The organism is Sphingobacterium sp. UBA1498 (assembly GCF_002325125.1).
Classification (GTDB): Bacteria; Bacteroidota; Bacteroidia; order Sphingobacteriales; family Sphingobacteriaceae; genus Sphingobacterium.
On the sequence record NZ_DCRG01000019.1, the window covers coordinates 103473 to 122317 of the forward strand.

At 41.5% G+C, this 18845-nt stretch carries 11 protein-coding genes; all 11 read right to left on the reverse strand.

Annotated elements, in window-relative coordinates; all coding sequences use genetic code 11:
* Positions 1 to 204: 204 nt before the first annotated feature.
* The 11 genes from B3139_RS10895 to B3139_RS10945 all read right to left on the reverse strand — a co-directional run bounded on the left by B3139_RS10895 (position 205) and on the right by B3139_RS10945 (position 18799).
* Positions 205 to 2946, reverse strand: a complete 2742-nt coding sequence (locus B3139_RS10895; RefSeq protein WP_293882860.1) for a glycosyl hydrolase — start codon at positions 2944 to 2946, stop codon at positions 205 to 207.
* 12 nt (positions 2947 to 2958) lie between these two features.
* A complete protein-coding gene (gene rhaM / locus B3139_RS10900; protein WP_209578238.1) occupies positions 2959 to 3270 on the reverse strand; it encodes an L-rhamnose mutarotase in 312 nt (103 codons plus the stop codon).
* Positions 3271 to 3311: 41 nt separating this feature from the next.
* Positions 3312 to 6269, reverse strand: a complete 2958-nt coding sequence (locus B3139_RS10905) for a sugar-binding domain-containing protein (protein WP_293882864.1) — start codon at positions 6267 to 6269, stop codon at positions 3312 to 3314.
* Position 6270: 1 nt separating this feature from the next.
* Positions 6271 to 7425 carry a glycoside hydrolase family 88 protein gene (locus B3139_RS10910; protein ID WP_293882867.1) on the reverse strand — a complete coding sequence of 385 codons (1155 nt, stop codon included), beginning with the start codon at positions 7423 to 7425 and terminating at the stop codon, positions 6271 to 6273.
* 19 nt (positions 7426 to 7444) lie between these two features.
* The gene (locus B3139_RS10915) at positions 7445 to 9055 is read right to left on the reverse strand and encodes an arylsulfatase (protein ID WP_293882870.1); all 1611 of its coding nucleotides are present in this window, start codon (positions 9053 to 9055) and stop codon (positions 7445 to 7447) included.
* A 1-nt stretch (position 9056) separates the two neighbouring features.
* Positions 9057 to 9836, reverse strand: a complete 780-nt coding sequence (locus tag B3139_RS10920; RefSeq protein ID WP_293882872.1) for a rhamnogalacturonan acetylesterase — start codon at positions 9834 to 9836, stop codon at positions 9057 to 9059.
* Positions 9837 to 9844: 8 nt separating this feature from the next.
* A complete protein-coding gene (locus B3139_RS10925) occupies positions 9845 to 10615 on the reverse strand; it encodes a rhamnogalacturonan acetylesterase (protein ID WP_293882874.1) in 771 nt (256 codons plus the stop codon).
* 57 nt (positions 10616 to 10672) lie between these two features.
* Complete coding sequence (locus B3139_RS10930; protein WP_293882877.1) at positions 10673 to 12523, reverse strand: rhamnogalacturonan lyase; 1851 nt, start codon at positions 12521 to 12523, stop codon at positions 10673 to 10675.
* Positions 12524 to 12561: 38 nt separating this feature from the next.
* Positions 12562 to 13884 carry a rhamnogalacturonidase gene (locus B3139_RS10935; RefSeq protein WP_293882880.1) on the reverse strand — a complete coding sequence of 441 codons (1323 nt, stop codon included), beginning with the start codon at positions 13882 to 13884 and terminating at the stop codon, positions 12562 to 12564.
* A 745-nt stretch (positions 13885 to 14629) separates the two neighbouring features.
* Positions 14630 to 17449, reverse strand: a complete 2820-nt coding sequence (locus tag B3139_RS10940; protein ID WP_293882883.1) for a glycoside hydrolase family 2 protein — start codon at positions 17447 to 17449, stop codon at positions 14630 to 14632.
* A 408-nt stretch (positions 17450 to 17857) separates the two neighbouring features.
* On the reverse strand, positions 17858 to 18799 hold the full coding sequence (locus tag B3139_RS10945) for a glycoside hydrolase family 43 protein (protein ID WP_293882886.1): 942 nt from the start codon (positions 18797 to 18799) through the stop codon (positions 17858 to 17860).
* Positions 18800 to 18845 lie beyond the last annotated feature (46 nt).

The following is an 18845-nucleotide window of genomic DNA, read 5'->3' on the forward strand; positions in this document are numbered from 1 at the left end:
TGAACTTACAGGTTCGCAGGTATCTCCGTTTATTTTAGAAAGCAAAAAGCCCCATTTAAGGGGCTTCTTGTAGTTATACAGGCCTATTATTGTAACAACTTGTTCTCTTTCTATCCGCACTAAAGCTACTGACCACTTTTTATGCTCGCAAAAAATCAATCAGATAAAGACAAGCTCGCACGAACACATCCAATCGTTTTTCATTTAATAACTCCAAATGGTTACGGGCCCAATCAGCCCACTTTCCATGGGCGCCCATTTGCTGGCATCAAAATCTTTATAATTGATATTGACGAAATTGATTTCGTGATAATTTCGCCAGGTAACTTTTTTGCGGTCCAAATAACTAATCCGGTTTGCCATTAAGTTGGCGACTTCAATACGAATCTTGTTTTCGCCATTTACCAATAATGGGGTAATATCCTGTTGAAAAGGAATTGACCATAACACACCCGCGTCCTTTCCGTTAATATATACTCTGGCACTTTCCGCAACACGCCCAAGCTTGAGTAGATATGATTTTGACAAGTCTTTATGGATAGAGAATGTTTTCTCGTAGTTTGCTGTACCCGAAAAATTAACGGCATCTTTATCGCCCCATTCGGTCCACGAAGAGAGCTGATCAAGCTTTTTAGCCTTTGGTAAAACAGGTCCTCCGGCAATAAAATTCACTTTCCAGTCGCGGTCCAATTGAGCCACTTGGTGTAACTCATCCTGATAGCGGAAAGGTTCGCTGGCTTGTTGCTCCGAGGCCAAGACAATCCAAGAATAACCCGATGGAATCTGCGCCCGTATCTTTCCATCAGATGATGGCAACTGATAGGTCCGCCCAGTCTGGGGATCCAATAAAGAATAATATTTCGCTTGTACATTCAGCGCGATATAGCGATCCACGGTCTGTCCGCTGTGATTGACTAAATAATAATAGGTATCCTTACCGGCAACTCTTCTTGAAAACTTTAGCCCGGTTTGATTAATCCGTTCAGGTAATATCTGTTCGGTTTCCAGGGCTGAATTAATATTTGTAGTCAAATAGATTTTTCCTTTTCCAAATGCTGTATACTGATTCGCTTTATCTTTATCGAACCCTAGTGATGCAATTAATTTATTGAACAGCGTGCGGCGTTGTTCTAATTGGCCGTAGCCAGGCACGGTCAGTGGTAATTCTTGGAAAATAATAGTTGCTCCCTGGTTGGCCATTTCCAGTATTTTCTGCAGGGTCACTTCAGAAAAATAATGACAGGCAGGTATATAAATTGCTCGATACGGGATCGCATCCTTTGATGTTTGTAATTTCCGGTCGTTTACTGTAGTTCCCGCCAAAATTTTATCAGTTGCAAAATCAAAGCTATACCCCCGTTTCTGCAGCTGAACACTTTGTTTATAAAATTGCGTTGGATGTAACCACTCGTCAACATCATGAACCTTTAGTGCCTTATCCATTCCTTTGGCATTATTCCAAATATCATAAATGGGCCAATATACCAGCAGTTCATTGTCGGCCCGGCTGGATTGAAGGATGGATTGCACACGCGTAATATATTGATTCAAACCAGTAAGGTGATCCCAGAACGAGTTTTGCGGAACAAAATTAACGGAAGCATAGAACAACCATCCCGGAAAAGGTACATTTTCTGGCGAATAGGTTGTCCCGTGATAGAATACATGATTCACCCCAGCGAGGAATAGTTGTTCGACTTCAGGTTTCGTTTGTGACAAGGAGGTTTTAAAATGTTCCGTAAGCCACGTGAATGTTTCCGAAGAAGTATATTTTTTACCGTATACATTTGTCGCCGATGTCGCAAATTTTGCCATCATGGGATCCGGGTCCACATTACGGATATCAGCAGTATCCCGTCTTAATCCGGGAAGATTGAAACTACTGGATCCAAAGGTTTCACACTCCGCAATATCTGTATCCGCATACAAGTCAATCAGATTTCCTGGAGATCCATGGGCTTGATTTTTTGAAATCGCACGATAGCGATGGGCAAAATCCGTAAATGGGATCAAGAAATTCTGGGCAAGCAGTGCATTCACAACTTCACGATAATCCGATTTAAGGCCTGCTGTTTTAGCTTCATCCTTACCTTTACCCACAAAATCTAGCAGGTTATCTTGAAGTTTGTATCCTTTTATCCGTTCGAATGATTGCAAAAACTCATCCGTCCAATTTGCCCCATATACTTCGTAGCTATCGTTAAAAAAAGCACGCACATGCAATGGTTTATCCTTAAAAGCTTCGGTAAATCTATTGAAATAAGATACGACAGATTGCTGCCCAAGGTGATCGAGCGTATACCCCGCTCCCCCCGGTGCGGCACGTTTGACTTTCTGCCCCGTTCTCCCAGAAAATACCGCTAATAGACGAATATCGGCAGGTGCTTCCCATGTTCCAGTGGTCTTTGAAATATAATCATCCAGTTTAATCTCACTATTGTCGGCTCTAAATGCCCGTAAAGCCTGCAGAAAGAAATAATGCTGTTTAGGATCCTTAGGTTTTAGGGGAAACGTGATCCTTTCACCTTTTTTCAGTTCAAATTCATCCAGGATTAATTTGGTAGCGGCATCCTTTTCTTTGATTTGAGGTCCCCCGAATGGCCACCCCGTACCCAAATTAATGTCTACCCCCATTCCCAAGGCATTGGCCTTATCCGTTGTTACACCCAACATATTCATCCATTGTGGTGAAAGAAAGTTCAGGTAGTTGGATTCAAATCCTTTAGCACCATAAATCGGTGTTACCTCGACGCCACCAAATCCGCTTTTGTCAAATAAGGTTAATTCACGTTCGAGATTAGGCCGGTCCACAGCTGAACCCAGCCACCACCAACGTGTCCAAGGTCTCATTTCTTTGGTAACTGCTGGCCATAGATCCTGCGCTATCGTTCGACCGACAGCCAAAAGATTACAGGCAAGCACTAATGATATATAGATTTTCTTCATGTTAAAATTAACCTAATCCATGTGAAACACCTTTTTCAAATTTATCGACACTGGGGAGTGGTCGGGATTTACGTCCATGATATCATGCATATAATCCCACCATTGCTGAACAATAACTTCCTTACCCAGCTCTTGTGACGAATGTCCTGCTAAATACTGAACCGCAAATAAAGTATCCGTCTCCTCATCCAAAAAAATGCTATAATCAGACACCCCGTTTTCGCGCAATAGGGTTATTAATTCTGGCCAGATCGCATCATGTCTCCGCTTGTATTCCGCAGACATGCCCGGTTTCAATTTCATTTTAAACGCTATTTTCTCCATTTCGTTTATGTACTGAACTATTTTATAATCGCCAAATATTCTTAATTAGCCAATACCTGATGTATGTCAGCTTCGATAATGCTCAAGGTACCTTTCGCCTTGGCGTCATTGCGTGCGATGCCATCATCAAGTTTCTTACCGCCCACTTCTACCTGATTATTTTCTTTCGCAGTAAAAGGTGCATTTTTAAGCTTTATAGTTACCCTTTCACCCTTTGTACGTGGGAAAGAAAGTGTGCAGTAACCTAGCGTAATATCTGTATTTCCCTCAAAAACAAGTTTGTCGTCTACGAAAACCTGTAGCGGATAGGATCTCGACCTAAAATTGTTCAATTTCAAATCAATCTCATCAATATCAGATTTTTCCTGTAAAGTATATGTAATCCATGCGGTACCTAGCTGGCCATCATTGACCCAATCCGACAGCTCATTATCATCGTAGGATTGTCCCACTTTATCTAGGTTAGCTCCAGCTGTCGCTGTGCGGATTTTGAGGCTCTTTTTCAGCTGGACCAAAGTAGCTTTCGCTGGACTCGGCCCCCGTTCTAAGAATGATGGTAAATTTTCATTAGATTCTTTTACAAAATAATTCCCCAACGTTTTGATAGGTTGCACCGTCCACACGGCTGAATCTGATAAAAGTCCATTAGATATCGCCTTCAACACCACCCGCCCAGATTTATCGTACTGCGTACGAAGTAATACGCGATTTATCCCCGCCTCTACCGGCAGCGATCGAACTAAAATATAATTATCAGGTCCCTGAGCAATACCACCGCGCCAATCCATCGGTCCATCTAAGTTGAAATCTATTCTGTTTGATGCCAATGGGCAGCGTACCCCATTCTTGTCAAGCACTTCAACTTCTGCTAATACCATATCATTTCCATCCGCAAATAGGCCATTTTTACCATGTTGTGCCGTTAAACGGATTTTATACGGTTCACCTGCGGTTCTAAGCTCCTTTGTATTCAATAATTTCCCTTCTTTGGTGAATGATTTCGCAGACAAGACCCCAGCCTCAAAATCAACAGCTGGAAAACGGTATAGGAAATTATATAGCTTTTCGGCTTTTCCCTGTACCTTACCGTTTACAGCTAATTCGACCCGATCAGCTGCAGAAACGACCAATACATCTTTTTTCGTTCCAGGAGCATAGTTCCAGTGCCCTACCAGATACAATCCTTTTGGATCTGGAGCAATCCAGCCATCCCACATAACCTGATGAGCATAGTAAGCGTCTTTGGGAATACGCATGGCATCTACTTCGCCACTTCTTCTGTAGTTCTCCTTTCCTCTAAAATGAGTATTGGAATCCGAAAAGATAATATTGACGCCGCCTGAATTTACGCGATCACCAGTACCGGGACGCATCTTCCAATATTCCCACCAACGATGTACAGCTTCAATGACATAACTATCTTGATTCCTATTATAATCACTGGCATCTACGCCTTTATAAAGTGGCCCTTCACCATCCTTGTGAAATGGATAACTCAATTCATCCCAATATTTACGTAAGGCTTCGTCCCGCATATATTCGGTTGCAATCGTGGGGTGGCGTGCACTTTTATTGATATATAGCATTTCACCGCCATATTCAGCAATCTTACTATCCAACATTTCGCGAGAGCCAATGGCGCGCCCACCAGCTGGATCGTATTGATCGCGGATAGCTTTCATCTCAGCCATATGCTCTTCCGAAATAGACTCGTTTCCACATTCATAAAACAGAACACTGGGATTGTTCCTATAATAAATAATTGCATCACGCATCAGCTCCGTTCGCTGCTCCCAACGTCTACCTTGTGTATCTTTTTCGGCATCTCCTGCGGGTAGCATTTGCATCAATCCCACACGATCACAGGATTCAACATCCTGTTTCCAAGGTGTTACGTGCATCCAACGAACCAAATTGGCATTGCTTCTGACCATCAGCCCATTGCTAAAATCACTTAACCAAGGCGCTACAGACAAACCAACAGCAGGCCATTCATTACTTGTACGCTGTGCATAGCCCTTCATCATCAATACCTGATCATTCAGATATACCATCCCATCTTTAAAAGCCGTTTTTCGAAACCCTGTTTTCGTTTGTACAGCGTCTATAGTTTTGTTGTCCTGTACAATTTTTGTCGTAACCGTATAAAGATAGCCGTAGCCCCAGCTCCAAAAATTAACATGATTCATGGCTGAGTTCATGGTCAATTGCTGGGTTTGATTGGCAGGAAGATTGAACGTTTTTGAAAACGTTTTTACCAATTTTCCTTCAGCATTACGTACTTCGGCAACAAAATCTACCACGCTCGATCTATCGGTTTCATTTTTCACCTCGGAAGAAACGAAAAGATCCAATGTCTTTTTAGGGATGTTTATATTTTTTGCATAGACGTAAACACCCGTAGTCTTTAAATTGGAATACAATGGTAGGGTCTGATAAATTTTGGAAGCAAAGTGGATCCACACATTTTTGGGAATTCCGCCATAGTTTGCATTAAAGTTTTTATCGTTCCATTGATAAGTGCTATTTGTTGCCTTTTCACGATAGCTCCAACTATTGTCTATACGTATGGCCAAAATATTTTCGCCATCTCTATTCATCAGATCTGATAAATCAAATCCGGCGGCCATGACGCCATTTTCATGACGCCCTATAAATTTCCCGTTAAGATAAAATTCTCCACCGAAGCGAATCCCCTCAAATTCCAAAAAGACCTTATCAGAAGTAACTCCCTTGGGAATAGTAAACTTTTTTCGATACCAAACAATAGTTGCCGAAAGGTCATGTATCGCTTTTGCGAAAGCTTCATCTTCATTCCAAGCTTGAGGCAAGGCAACCTGTTGCCATGTACGATCATCGAAGCCTACAGCAGAGGCATCGCTTATATCGCCGATGTGATAACGCCAGTCAGCGTTAAAACTAAAAGTCGTTCTCCCTGCTTGAGCATAGGTACCGAATGAAAGCAGCAGGCAACAAAAGATAAAGAATAACCTTTTCATCTTATCTTGCCAACATTTTATAGACTTCTGTTCCACCTAATAAGAAACAACCCAAACCGTAATCTTCAAAATCCGGTTGACTTGAAAAACTGACCGGCTGACCATCCTTAGGTTCCTTTCCCGTTCCTTGTAAATAGCCCAAAAAACCAGAAGGGTGTACCGCTTCTGCTGTCATTGCTTTCCACGCCTTTTCTACAACAGGTCGATATATTTTAGCATCTAGGAAACCATTATTGATGCCCCAGGCCATACCATAGACAAACAGTGCAGTGCCTGAAGTTTCACGCCCACCAAAATTTGTCGGATCGTGTAGACTGACATTCCAGAATCCATCCGGTCTTTGAATAGGAACAAGTGCTTCCATCATAGCTTTATAATCCGACAAGTACTCGGCACGATGTGCTTCGTTCTCCGGAATCAAAGAGAGTACCCTAACCAAAGCTGCCACAACCCATCCATTGCCACGTGACCAATAGCAATCCTCACCATTCGGCTCCTTGTAAGGAGGAACAAAATCCTTATCGCGCCACCAAAGTTTATCGGCCTTGTTATACAGGCCTCCACCTTCTTGCGTTTTTGAATGATGATACATTTTATACATGTAATCAAAGTAAGTTTGATCCTTCGTCATTACCCCAAGTTTAGCATAAATTGGCATGGCCATTTGTATAGCATCAATCCAGGTCCAATCGTCTACTTTTCCAGATTTGATAATGTAATCAATATTGGCTTTAATCTTTTGGATACGCTCAGGCTTCGCTTCAATTTCATAGAGATCCAGGTAGGTCTGCCCACAAGCTTGGTCATCGGCATTTCGAGTTTCCAAACCGTTGCGCATACCCCAGTCATGTTTATTTCCCCAATCCACAGCATAATTGTAGTATTCGTTATTTTTATCAATCTGATAAAGTGCCATGAGCCCTTCGTAATAAACGGCCCGGGTCCAGATATTGCTCGGCCGCCAACGGTTGGTATAGATCGGTTTACCGGTATCTGTCCATTTGTTCATGAAATAACGATTGGTCAGCTGCAACGACTGAAGTACATCTACAGCGGTTAATTCCTGCTTCTGTTCGACAACTTTCTTCGTCGATGAACATGCTGAAAGGAAAAACGCAATCATCAAAGTGGCCGTATAAATATTAAATAGTTTCATGCTTTGTTTGCTTTATAATTTATTTATCAGGAGAATTTCCCTTTTTTTGTACAAGTTTTTCGTATGGTATCACTCCGACTCTTTTAGCCCAATTTTCATAGACCTGAATCATTTCATGATATATTTTCGGAAAAGTGGTGGACAAGTCTACCGTTTCGCTCCGATCGTTTTCTAAATCATACAGATACCAGCTGTGTTCAGGATAGGAAGACACAAGTTTCCATTTTCCTTTGCGCACAGCTTTGTTGCCCTCATGCTCAAAACAAATTTCCCTATTAACATCCCCTTTTTGTGCTGTCCATAGTGGAAGCAAGGACAATCCTTCCATCGGTTTAATCGTATTACCTGCATAGGTTTTAGGATAGCTTGCTCCTGACCATTGCGCCAAGGTTGGCATGATATCGATCAAATGGGCTGGCCTATCAAACTGTTTTCCTACTGGCAGGAATTTCGGTCCATAAGCGATAAATCCGGTGGCATTCCCACCCTCAAACTCCCAATGCTTGAACTTTTTGAAAGGCGTATTGCTCACTGCAGCACCTTCAACTCCATAAGCTGTAAAAGAGCGTGGGTGACTGGCAGGAAATTCGTTAGCCGCTCTAATTTCTGCTGTAAATCCAGCATTGCTTATCGTTTCATTACTCGCGCCGTTATCAGAGAGAAAGATAAAAACAGTGTTGTCCAATTGCCCCTTCGATCGGAGGAAATCAACCAGTCTGCCAACATTCTGATCCAATTCGTCTACCATCGCCGCGTAGACAGCCATCTTTTCGTCCCATTTGACTTTTTCTTCCCAACTGCAATCATTCCAATTTCGCAATGTTGTATCAATTGGTGACAATTTGGTCGTAGGCGGCAATATCCCTAACTGCTGCTGTTTTTGAAAACGCTTTTCACGAATAGCCTCCCATCCTTCCATATATTTACCCCGATACTTTGCAATATCCTGAGGTTTGGCATGTATAGGCCAGTGGGGAGCCTGAAAAGCGAGGTATAGAAAAAAAGGATTCTCTTTTTTAGTTTCTAAATGCTCACCAATGAAAGTCATTGCATAATCTGTATAGGCATCCGAGCTATAGTAATCTTTTGGCGGAACGATCGCCTCATTGTCCAAGGCTATCGTTAATGTTTGATTGGGGCGATAAGGCCGGTTTTCAAAGTAGCTGTTTGCTCCATCAATTAGCCCATAGTAGCGCTGAAATCCACGCTGCCGGGGCCAATTTTCCTTTTCCTGTCCAACATGCCACTTCCCAGCCATATAGGTTCCATAACCTGCGCTTTTCAATAGTTCGGCCAATGTGACCGAATTTCTGTTCAAATAACCCTGATAGGCTGGAAAAGGACGCTTGTTCATCATATCGCCGACTCCCGCCTGATGCGGATATAATCCGGTCAATAGGGAAGCACGCGATGGACAACAACGCGAAGCATTATAAAAATTAGTCATCTTAATCCCTTCCTTTGCCATTTTATCCAGATTTGGAGTCTGAATTTCAGAACCAAAGCAACCCAAATCGGAATAGCCCATATCATCGGCCAGAATCAACACAATATTGGGCCGTTGCTGTGCATGCACTTTAAGTAGTGTCAACAGAAAAAAGATCGCCACAGGAAAGGTAGATTTCTTCATACTACATAAATTTCTTTAATCCGATTTTGGTTTGTTTTTTCAATTGCTCAGCAACGAGTTTAGCATTCAGCAAAGCACCGGCTTTTATTGTATGGGTCGCATCTTTAGGATCAAAAAATTCCGTTTCTACTTTCTTTTTTCCCAATGTTTCATACTGGGCAATCACGAGATCCTGCAATGGTATAAAGAAAGCACCACTCTGCTGGGCAGCTTCCTCAGCCCATATTGCATAATCCGATTTACGAACCTGATTTCCATCCCAAGCATTGCGTGGAATGGGTGAACAGATAATTGCTATCGCTCCCTTATCCTGAATATTCTTTACAAACCTACGCAAGTAAAAACCATAGCTATAGACTACTTCATGCTGTTTCAGCAATGGATTATACACTTCTTGGTAATCATCACCATTTCCCTTTATCGTTCCTCGAGCGCGTAACGTGTCCACAATGGGACTTGAATCATTATGCCCAAACTGGATAAGTACAAAGTCACCAGGCTGAATGCTATCCAGTACTTTTTGCCAGAGTTTTGGATTATTATAAAATGTTCTTGTGCTTGTTCCCCCGAGTGCACGATTCTTGACATTAATTTTATCGGATTTAAAATACTCCCCTATAAAACTTCCCCAGCCCCACTGTCCGTTCGAGCCATTTCCCTGTCCGTTTTTTACTGTAGAGTCACCAATAATAAACAAGTTCGGTTTGTGCTGCTTTTCCAAAAAAGACATGCTAATTACAGCGAAAAGGACCGCAGCCCAAGGCAACAATTTCAATTTCATCTTCGTTACTATTTAATATATTGTACTAACTGACTTTTAATCCTACGGAATCCTTCGATAACAGACCATGCATTTTCTCGCGCTCCGTCTTTATTCGTATGTGTATGGTCACCGGGAAAAAAACTGGTTTTTACCAGTTCTGGTCCAAGGCGATCATATTTATCTGCGGTAATACTATTCAGATCCAGAAAAGGAACGCCTTGTTCTTCGGCAATCTGCTTAGCCCACAAGCCAAAGTCTTTGTCGGCCCGCTTCACTTTACCTTGATCATCCCATTGGTTGCGCGGAATCATGGATAACAAAATCGGTGTTACCCCCTTTTTCTTTGCTCCAATTACAAAGAGACGCAGGTTTTCACCATAAGTGTGCACGGTTTCCCTCTTCCCATTTCCCCAATCTAAAACAACAGAATCTTTACCGATACCCCTTAGCACACCTCGATAGCCTTGTTTGCTGGTATCAGGTTTACTTCCCTCGTTATGACCAAACTGAATCAATAAAAAATCTCCAGGCTTGAACAAAGAATCAACTTTTCTCCATCTTCCCTCTTTAACAAATGTACGTGTACTCCGACCCGCCATCGCATGATTGTCCACACGGACTCGTGTCGTATCCAGTAATTCAGGAAGCAAGGTACCCCAGCCCCAATATTCCTTATTGCTGTTCTTAACTGTCGAATCACCGATAAGATAAATCGTGGGTCTATTTTGCTGCTTTGCAAAGGATATTAAAACAACCGCTACCAATGCCATCCCTATCCATTTTATTGTATGCTTCATTTGCTAACTTATCTATTTTTTTTAATCAAACAATTCCAATCGTACGCGTCTAAATTTCTATTTTGTGCGGGCAGGCTTCACCAACTGAATATTCGGTTTGACCGGACGATCCATACTTACACCAAGGTAATACCCCGTATGTGGCGGTTGATTATAGGCTACATTCTGCCATGCTATACTCAAGCGATATTGTGGATCATGCATGAGTGTATAAACACGCTTTTCCGTCGGGATCGTTGTTGTATAGATACGCAGATATTGATTATCATCTGAACGTAGGATCAATTCTTCCCGCCAATCACCGAAGATATCCGCGCTCAGGTTGGGCGTACTTTTAGTTCCATTAATCGATGATGCTCCCACCGCCGTAAAGATTCGTTCTGTTTTTCCATTTTTATATTTTTCAATATAGTTGCTGTTTAAAAGTTCACGGCTCAAATCAGCATCCCACCAAATCAGAAAATTGGTCGATCTCGGAGCCGGTCCTACACGATTACCTTTGGTATCGTACATATCTCTAGATCCCAGCCACCACAGATACGCCCCTTTATGATCGGGATCTATATTTGCAGCAACACCGCGAGGAATATCTTGGTCTATTGCACTTTTAAACAAAATTGCCCCGGTTTTGGCATCCAATAAAGCCACACCAGTCCCTTTCCGCCCACCTTTCAGTTCATGGATTCCAAAAATCTCTAGGCCGGGTCTATCCGGATCCAAATCACTGACATGCAAAGCATCACCATGCCCAAGCCCTGTACTATATAGACCTTTTCCATGATCATCAATAACCATCGAACCAAAGACAATTTCATCTTTGCCATCTTGGTCTACATCCGCAACCGTGAGATTGTGATATCCCTGACCAGAATAAGGATCTTTACGAACTTTGCTGTCGAATACCCAACGGCTTATCAGTTTTTTATCTTTAAAATCCCATGCTGCCAAGGCCGTACGTTCGTAATATCCTCTCGTCATGACAACACTCGGGTTTACGCCATCCAAATAGGCTACACAAGCTAAAAATCGATCACTGCGATTGGCATTGGTATCCCCCCATGAACTTAGCTCTCCACGTTGTGGCAGATAATCAACCGTACTCAGGGCTTTTCCCGTCAATCCATCAAATACCGTTAAGTATTCAGGACCTTTCAATATACGACCAACTGTCTGCGAATTTAATACGGTATCACGCCAATCGGCCTGTGCATCACCAATAAAATTTCCCAGTCCATCTTTAGTACCGTCGGCCGTTTTACAGACTAACTCCGCACGGCCATCACTATCGAGGTCATAAACCATAAATTGGGTGTAATGTGCCCCTTCACGGATATTTTTACCTAAATTAATTTCCCATAAAAAAGTACCGTCCAGTTTGTATGCTTGCAATATAGGTTCGGAAGTTATGCCATTGTGCGCATTGTCGTGTCCAACACCAGTCTGATGAACAATAAGTTCATACGTCCCATCACCATCCAAATCGCCGACGGAAACATCCCCAGGCATATAGCCTTTAGGAGTGCGTAAAGGAATATCCAAGTATTGCTGTACTTTTTGATCTTTTGGTAAGGTCAGTTTAGCCACTTCTTTCTCTTTTCCTCCAGCGACTATATTGAGAATATACGTTACATCTTGATTCAAATCGATATGATCGTCCACGAAGTTAGTTCCCTTCACTAAAGGTGAAGGGTTCAGTTTTTTCAGCTGACCATTCCTTTCCTTTCTATAAATTGCGAAGGCTGTATCAAAATCGTCAGTACCAAGCAAACGCCAGCTTAAGAAAACAGAATTATCGGTCGTTTTTAGGCCGATCATTCCTCGATCCAAAAACTCCATTTTGCGTTGACCTGAAACAGCAAGAGAACCGATCAGCGCTCCTATTAAAAGAATAAGTTTTGTCTTCATCATCGTAGGCCTAATTCACAAAAACATGCTGGTAAAGCATATTATTGCTTTTTATTGTTAACAGTCACCTGATTCAGGACAAAGTTTTTAACATATTCCTTATGAATCACGGGATCTTTGGCGGCGCGGACATGCAGATTTTGAAAAGTAAAATCTGACAGTACATATTGCTCCGAGTTGAGTACATCAAATACGATGTCGCAATCTAGGTCAATATTGCGCAAAACAATATTTCTTGCATACGACATTTTAATATCTTTCTCGCCCTTCAAATCAAAAAATTGGGTCCAAGGTTTAATAAACAACATGCTATTGACATTTCCCTTGATGTTTTCGATCAGAATGTTTTCATATTCCTGGGGTGTATCGGGACGCATTTTTAATTGCAGTAGCTTACGTGCTTTATCTAAGGTATTGTTCCTAAAAATCACATTGTAGCTATGAATAGATTCACTGCCGCAAGTGAGTGCGCTATGACAAAATCCAAAAAAACAATTTTCAATAATAATATTTGAATTGGGGCCGTTGTTAGGATCTTTGTCGGACTTAGGCCCTTTACCGCCTTTTAGTGCAATGGCATCATCGTTAACGGATAAGTAACAATCTTTAATCAATACATTACGGCAGACATCCAAATCGATCGCATCGGAACTAGGTGCTTTCACAGGTTCCTTTGGTGCTGAAATATGTAAACCGATCAATTTGAGATTTTCACATTTATAATAATGCGAGGTCCAAAAAGGTGAATTGATCAAGCGAATGCCTGAAACCTGTACATCCTTGCTGTTGGACACATAAAGTAAACGTGGACGCATCTCGTCCATATTTGTGCATTGTGGATTAAACTGTCTCCTAAGCCAGAAGGATCGCCAGTAGCGTAACCCGTTTCCATCGAGTGTACCTTTACCCGAAATTGTAAATCCATCCACCTGGTCTGCATTGACAAGCGCCAAAAAATACTTCACTGTTTGCCCTTCCATCCGAGTTTCCGCTAGCACAAAATCCGCAATATCATCACTTCCTTTCAGTACAGCGCCTTCTTCGAGGTGTAAATGTGTATTCGGTTTAAAAAATAAGGATCCACTCAGGTAGACACCTTTAGGCACTATGACTACACCTCCACCGCTGGTATAGGCCTTATCAATAGCCTGTTGAATTTTGGCCGTTTGCACGATGGTGCTATCTGACGCAACACCAAAATCTGTGATGAGAAATTTCTTTCCGAGCGTTTCGATCTCAGTCGATTTTACAGTCTCGAACCATGTTGAAATTACCGTTCCGTCCGGAAACTTTCCTTGCGCATGTACATTGGACAAAATCGCAATTGATGTAAGCAGATGTAAAAATCGAAAGAATTTTTTCATAATATTAAGTTTTATTAAGTCTTCTTTTCCCGCTTGTCTACAGCTTAATTAAAACGTGCAGACAATACCGTCAAATTGATCAGCGTATTTAAGGATGCCTAAATAAGTAGCTAGTTTTAAAAGTATCAACATTTTTAACAAGAGCCGTCCTGTAGTATCCTGAACAAGCTCAATTACACAGTCAACACATCTTCATTTTCATTGATAATAAACCCAATAACAAGGATTCAAAGCTATTCGTAATATATTTGTTATAGAATTCCCAACACCAACTCCATACCAACTTAACACCAACTCCTAACTGTAACCACTGTGAGTCCACAGTGAGTCCACGTTGAGTCTACCTTTTATGGTGCATTCACTATGCTTTTACCTTTTTAACAATCCGCTTGCAGTTAGGAGTTGGTATGGATTTGGTCATAACTTATCCTTAAGATAGCCTATCCAAAACCACCTTGCACTGTCCTGCTTGGTAAAATTAGAAGATCAATGGCAATCCCGAACTTCCAATTCAGACCGTACAATTGAAGGATGTACATCTTAAAAAAACAACATCAACTGCTATTCAAAATAAATACGTCAATGATTTTTCCTTCACGAATAGCGATAAAAGTGAATAAAGCACAACCTTTTTAGGTTCAAGAAACCTAAATAAGCATTATTGAAAAGAATACATACTATTAGGGGTATACCATAAAAAAGGGCTTTTCTAAAAAATAAAAGCCCTTTTTTATGCATTATTCTTTTAATCTGTCAATACATTTACTTTAGGCATCACAAATTGTGTATTTTCTTTTTCGCCCTTCGGGGTACCAAAGTAAAAATAGAGTGTCCGATTAATCTTTTTATCCATTTGATTAAGCTCACCTGCGGGTCCATTCACCGCAGCATTTCCATTGATTCCCAACGCCAGTTTTGTTCCAATAGGAGGAATAGCATCCAAAAAGGAAATATCCCCCGTCGGCAACTGCGGATAACCTTTGGGACCGGAAATTCCGTAGAACTCGAATAATCGCACAAATAAATCTTCCTGATCTGTTGCAACCAAAAACTTCCCTTGCACTGTATTGAATTGTATCCAACTAACATCCGAGAAGTAGCCTTTAAACTCAGGAAATGTCCACGGCCCAATACCTGCTTTTCCGTCATTATACATTTTTTCCCATGTATTTAGTGTGACACCTTGCATCCTATTCTTCCATACGCGATAAGGGCCATTACCAAGCCATTTGGCCCCAATAATATAGTTTTCAGGAAAATTAAAGCTCACTCCAGCATAGGGTACTGCTTTGCCCATATGATAAGCATAATCAAGTTTTAACCACCCGTCTGGGCGCATCGTCCAACGGATAAAACTTAGTTTACCATCAAACATAAACTCAACAGCTTCACTTTTTCCGTCTTTCCAACGTTTAGCACTTTTCAGCTCCGACTGTCCGTCGATAAGCACCGGACCATTATTGAAAGCCAATTTCATGCTATAATCATTGGCCAGATCAACCAATAATCCTGTTTTTTTGGAAATCATAGCTGTTATTCCGTTTGCCTTAAGGATATAATTCGCACTGTCTTCTTTCACTTCAACATCGGTAGAAGATTTCAAAGGCAAAATTTCCGCAGTAAGCATTTGATTGGATTTTACACGCCAGGTCCAAGTATAAATTTCCTCCCCATGTGGATCAATCGCAGTCAATATCAGCGCATCATATTGTTTCCAGTCGCTCGGTAAATTCAATTGCAAGTTTCCCTTTTGTGTTGGAGGCAATATGGGACTGTCGACGTGTAGATGTAGCACTGAATCCACACCTGATTCGTCCGCATAGGGTTGTTGATAGGTAATCAGTTTACCCTCAAATCGACAGTTTTTGAGATCAGTAAAATGATAACGATTTTCCACGGAAATCGTTCCGTTGAAGTCAACAGGTAATTTCTTCATCGTAATATGTACAGGTGCATAAATCTCACGAATGGCATAGAAACTGCCCTCCTTTTCGCGATGTGGCCCAAGAATTCCATCAGGGGCATTTACGCGGTTGACATCAATCGCATTATTGAAATCTGTACGCACAATACCTTCATCTGCAAAATCCCAGATAAATCCGCCGGCACCTAATTTGGCATTCCAGTGCAGCTCCCATATATCCGCCAATCCTGCCGCAGCACCGCCATCATCCTGTGCGTGGAGAAATTCGGTTGGCATATAAATATTTGGTCCTTCCAGAATTTTTTTTGTCGAATAAAAATCTTCATAATGGTTACAGTCGATTCCATTGATTGCATTTCCCGGTCTATGATGTGCATGAATGACTGTTCTCGCCGAAAGATCATATTTCTTGTACTCGTCTACAAGTTCTTTATTATGTCCACCTTCATTGCCGTTGCTCCAAAGTATAATGGAAGGATGGTTAGCATCCCGAATAACCATTTCTCGCACCAACTTTTTACCCACAACGGTACTGTATGCCTTTTGCCAGCCAGCCAATTCATCCAAAACATATAAGCCCAATGAATCGCAATATGCCAAAAAAGATCTATCTGGCGGATAATGCGAACAGCGGACCGCATTCATATTCATTTCTTTGATCAATTTAACATCGTTCAGATCCAATTGCGCGTTTACCGACCGTCCGGTTTCGGGCCACCATACATGACGATTAACACCTTTCATCTTTACTTTTACACCATTGACATAAATGCCGTCTCCCTCACGAACTTCAATTGTTCTGAAACCAAAGCGATCTTGATATTGATATTCTTTATTCTTCCCGTTCCATAGGGTGTACGTGACCTGATATAGGTTTGGTGTCTCGGCGGTCCATAATAAAGGGTTTTCAACTTTCATTTCGACCAATTTCACTGAGTCTTTCGCAGTAATTGGAAACTGTTGAATCGCGATCACATTACCCTTCAGATCTTTGATCTCTACCGATAGTTTATTAGCCTTAGAGAGCCCCTCTAAGTGCACATTGCTTCGAAAAGCTCCGTCTGCCTTTGCATCGATAGCCGTCCAGCTGATGTGTTCCTGTGCTGTCGCTTCAAGGTATACGGGCCTATAAATACCGCCTAAAATCCAATAATCCGCAAGGCGCTCCGCATTGTTAACAGATTTATCGGAAGACATTTTTGACACAGTAGCCTCCAATATATTGGCCTTGCCAAAGGTGATCTTGTCGGTAACATCGTATTTAAACTGATAAAAAGCACCCTGATGGATATCTCCGGCTAGCTTCCCGTTGATCTTGACTTCAGTATCGGTCATTGAACCTTCAAAAACAAGGTTTATTTTTTTCCCTTTCCAATTCTTTGGGACAGTAAATTGATGCCGATAAAGACCTTTCTCATCATGGAAGGTAAAATTCTTGCCATAAGTCACATAATCCCGTCCATAGTTGTATGCCCCGAAACCTTGTTGTTCCCAATGGCTAGGCACAGCGATCTTATCCCATTTCCCGGCTTTACGCCCCCCCGTCACCCAAAAATCCCAATTAACGGTATGAACGTTGTCAGTTCCCGAAAGATACTGTATTTCTTTCCCAATCTGCGCTGAGGCGATATGTGCCATCATAACGTATATTAAAGCAAAGAGCGTAATTCGAATTTTAAGCATCGGTCTATTCATTTGGGTTAGCAAACTCCTAAAATAAAAAATTCAGGACGCACCAGTGTCCTGAACTTACCTGAATGGTTTCAGATCTAACCCCATACTTTTGGAACAGTACAGCACAGGATGACAAGTTCATTTGGTTTACGTAAACTTGCTGTATTGAATCGGTAGCTTTTCAATTTAATTGGCCTGTACGTATGTTATGATTTAGATGAGATGGTTTAAATCAAAGGAAAGCCTATAGCAAAGCATCATATTTTTTATCATAAATTTAGGATTAATTGGTTATTTTAAAGGTTTTCATTCTCCCCGTTTGAAAACCTTTTTTATTACAATCGCTATAATTAAGATGACAACGGTTATTCTCAACTATCTTTTCAATGATAATAGATTGGATAAAACGGTTGGATTTACCGTAAAAGCTGTTCCATGACGAACGCCTTTAGGGAAGCTCACCAGATCAGAGACATCTTCCCAGTTGATACCATCTTTACTACGAACAGCACCATATTTATGATCGCGGTATTTATCGAAATATACATATATATACTCCCCTACTTGCAGCGGCGCAGGGCCCTCCGCCCAATAATCGCCTGTGATTGGTTTAGAGACAGTAGTGGGAAATCCTTTGGCTAAATTCTTTGTTGCCGTGATTCGAATATTTTTTTCCGGTGGATTAGAGTTTTCGTTTTTCAGCACCATCATATATTCCTTATTGGCTTGTTGTATAATGGCCGCGTCGATCACACTAAATTCGGGATCAAAAAATAACTTAGTTTTTGAAAAAGTTTTAAAATCTTTCGTCGTCACACTATACATCCGGTGGTTTAATCCTTTTTCACTAGCACTAGTCGGTACCTCTTTGTGGCGACCAGGAATTGTCGTGGCCCAAATGATATAATATTCTTTCGTCGCATTGTCGTAAAAAAGTTCGGGAGCCCATGCATTTTTTGCATCTGGTTCATCTACCATGACTGGTATTGCTTTTTGTTGGGTCCAATGCATCAAGTCTATGGAAGAGGAATATCCGATAATTTTGTCCCACCAACCTGTTGTCCATACCAGATGAAAGGTACCATCGGGACCCTGACAAATACTGGGGTCGCGCATCAGTCTATCTTTTCCTACTGTTGGTGTTAAGAAGGGTTTTCCCTGATTCAATGGCTCCCATTTCAAACCATCCAAACTATAAGCTAGATGTAATCCATCAGCGCCATTATCTACAAAATACGAAAAAAGGTATACGGGAGATTGCGCCTTAACCAGGTAAGTTAAAAGAACGAATAGGGTAACTAGAAATTTTTTTTTCATTTTTGCCAAATAGAGATGAATAAAAACTAACATATACTTTTCTGCA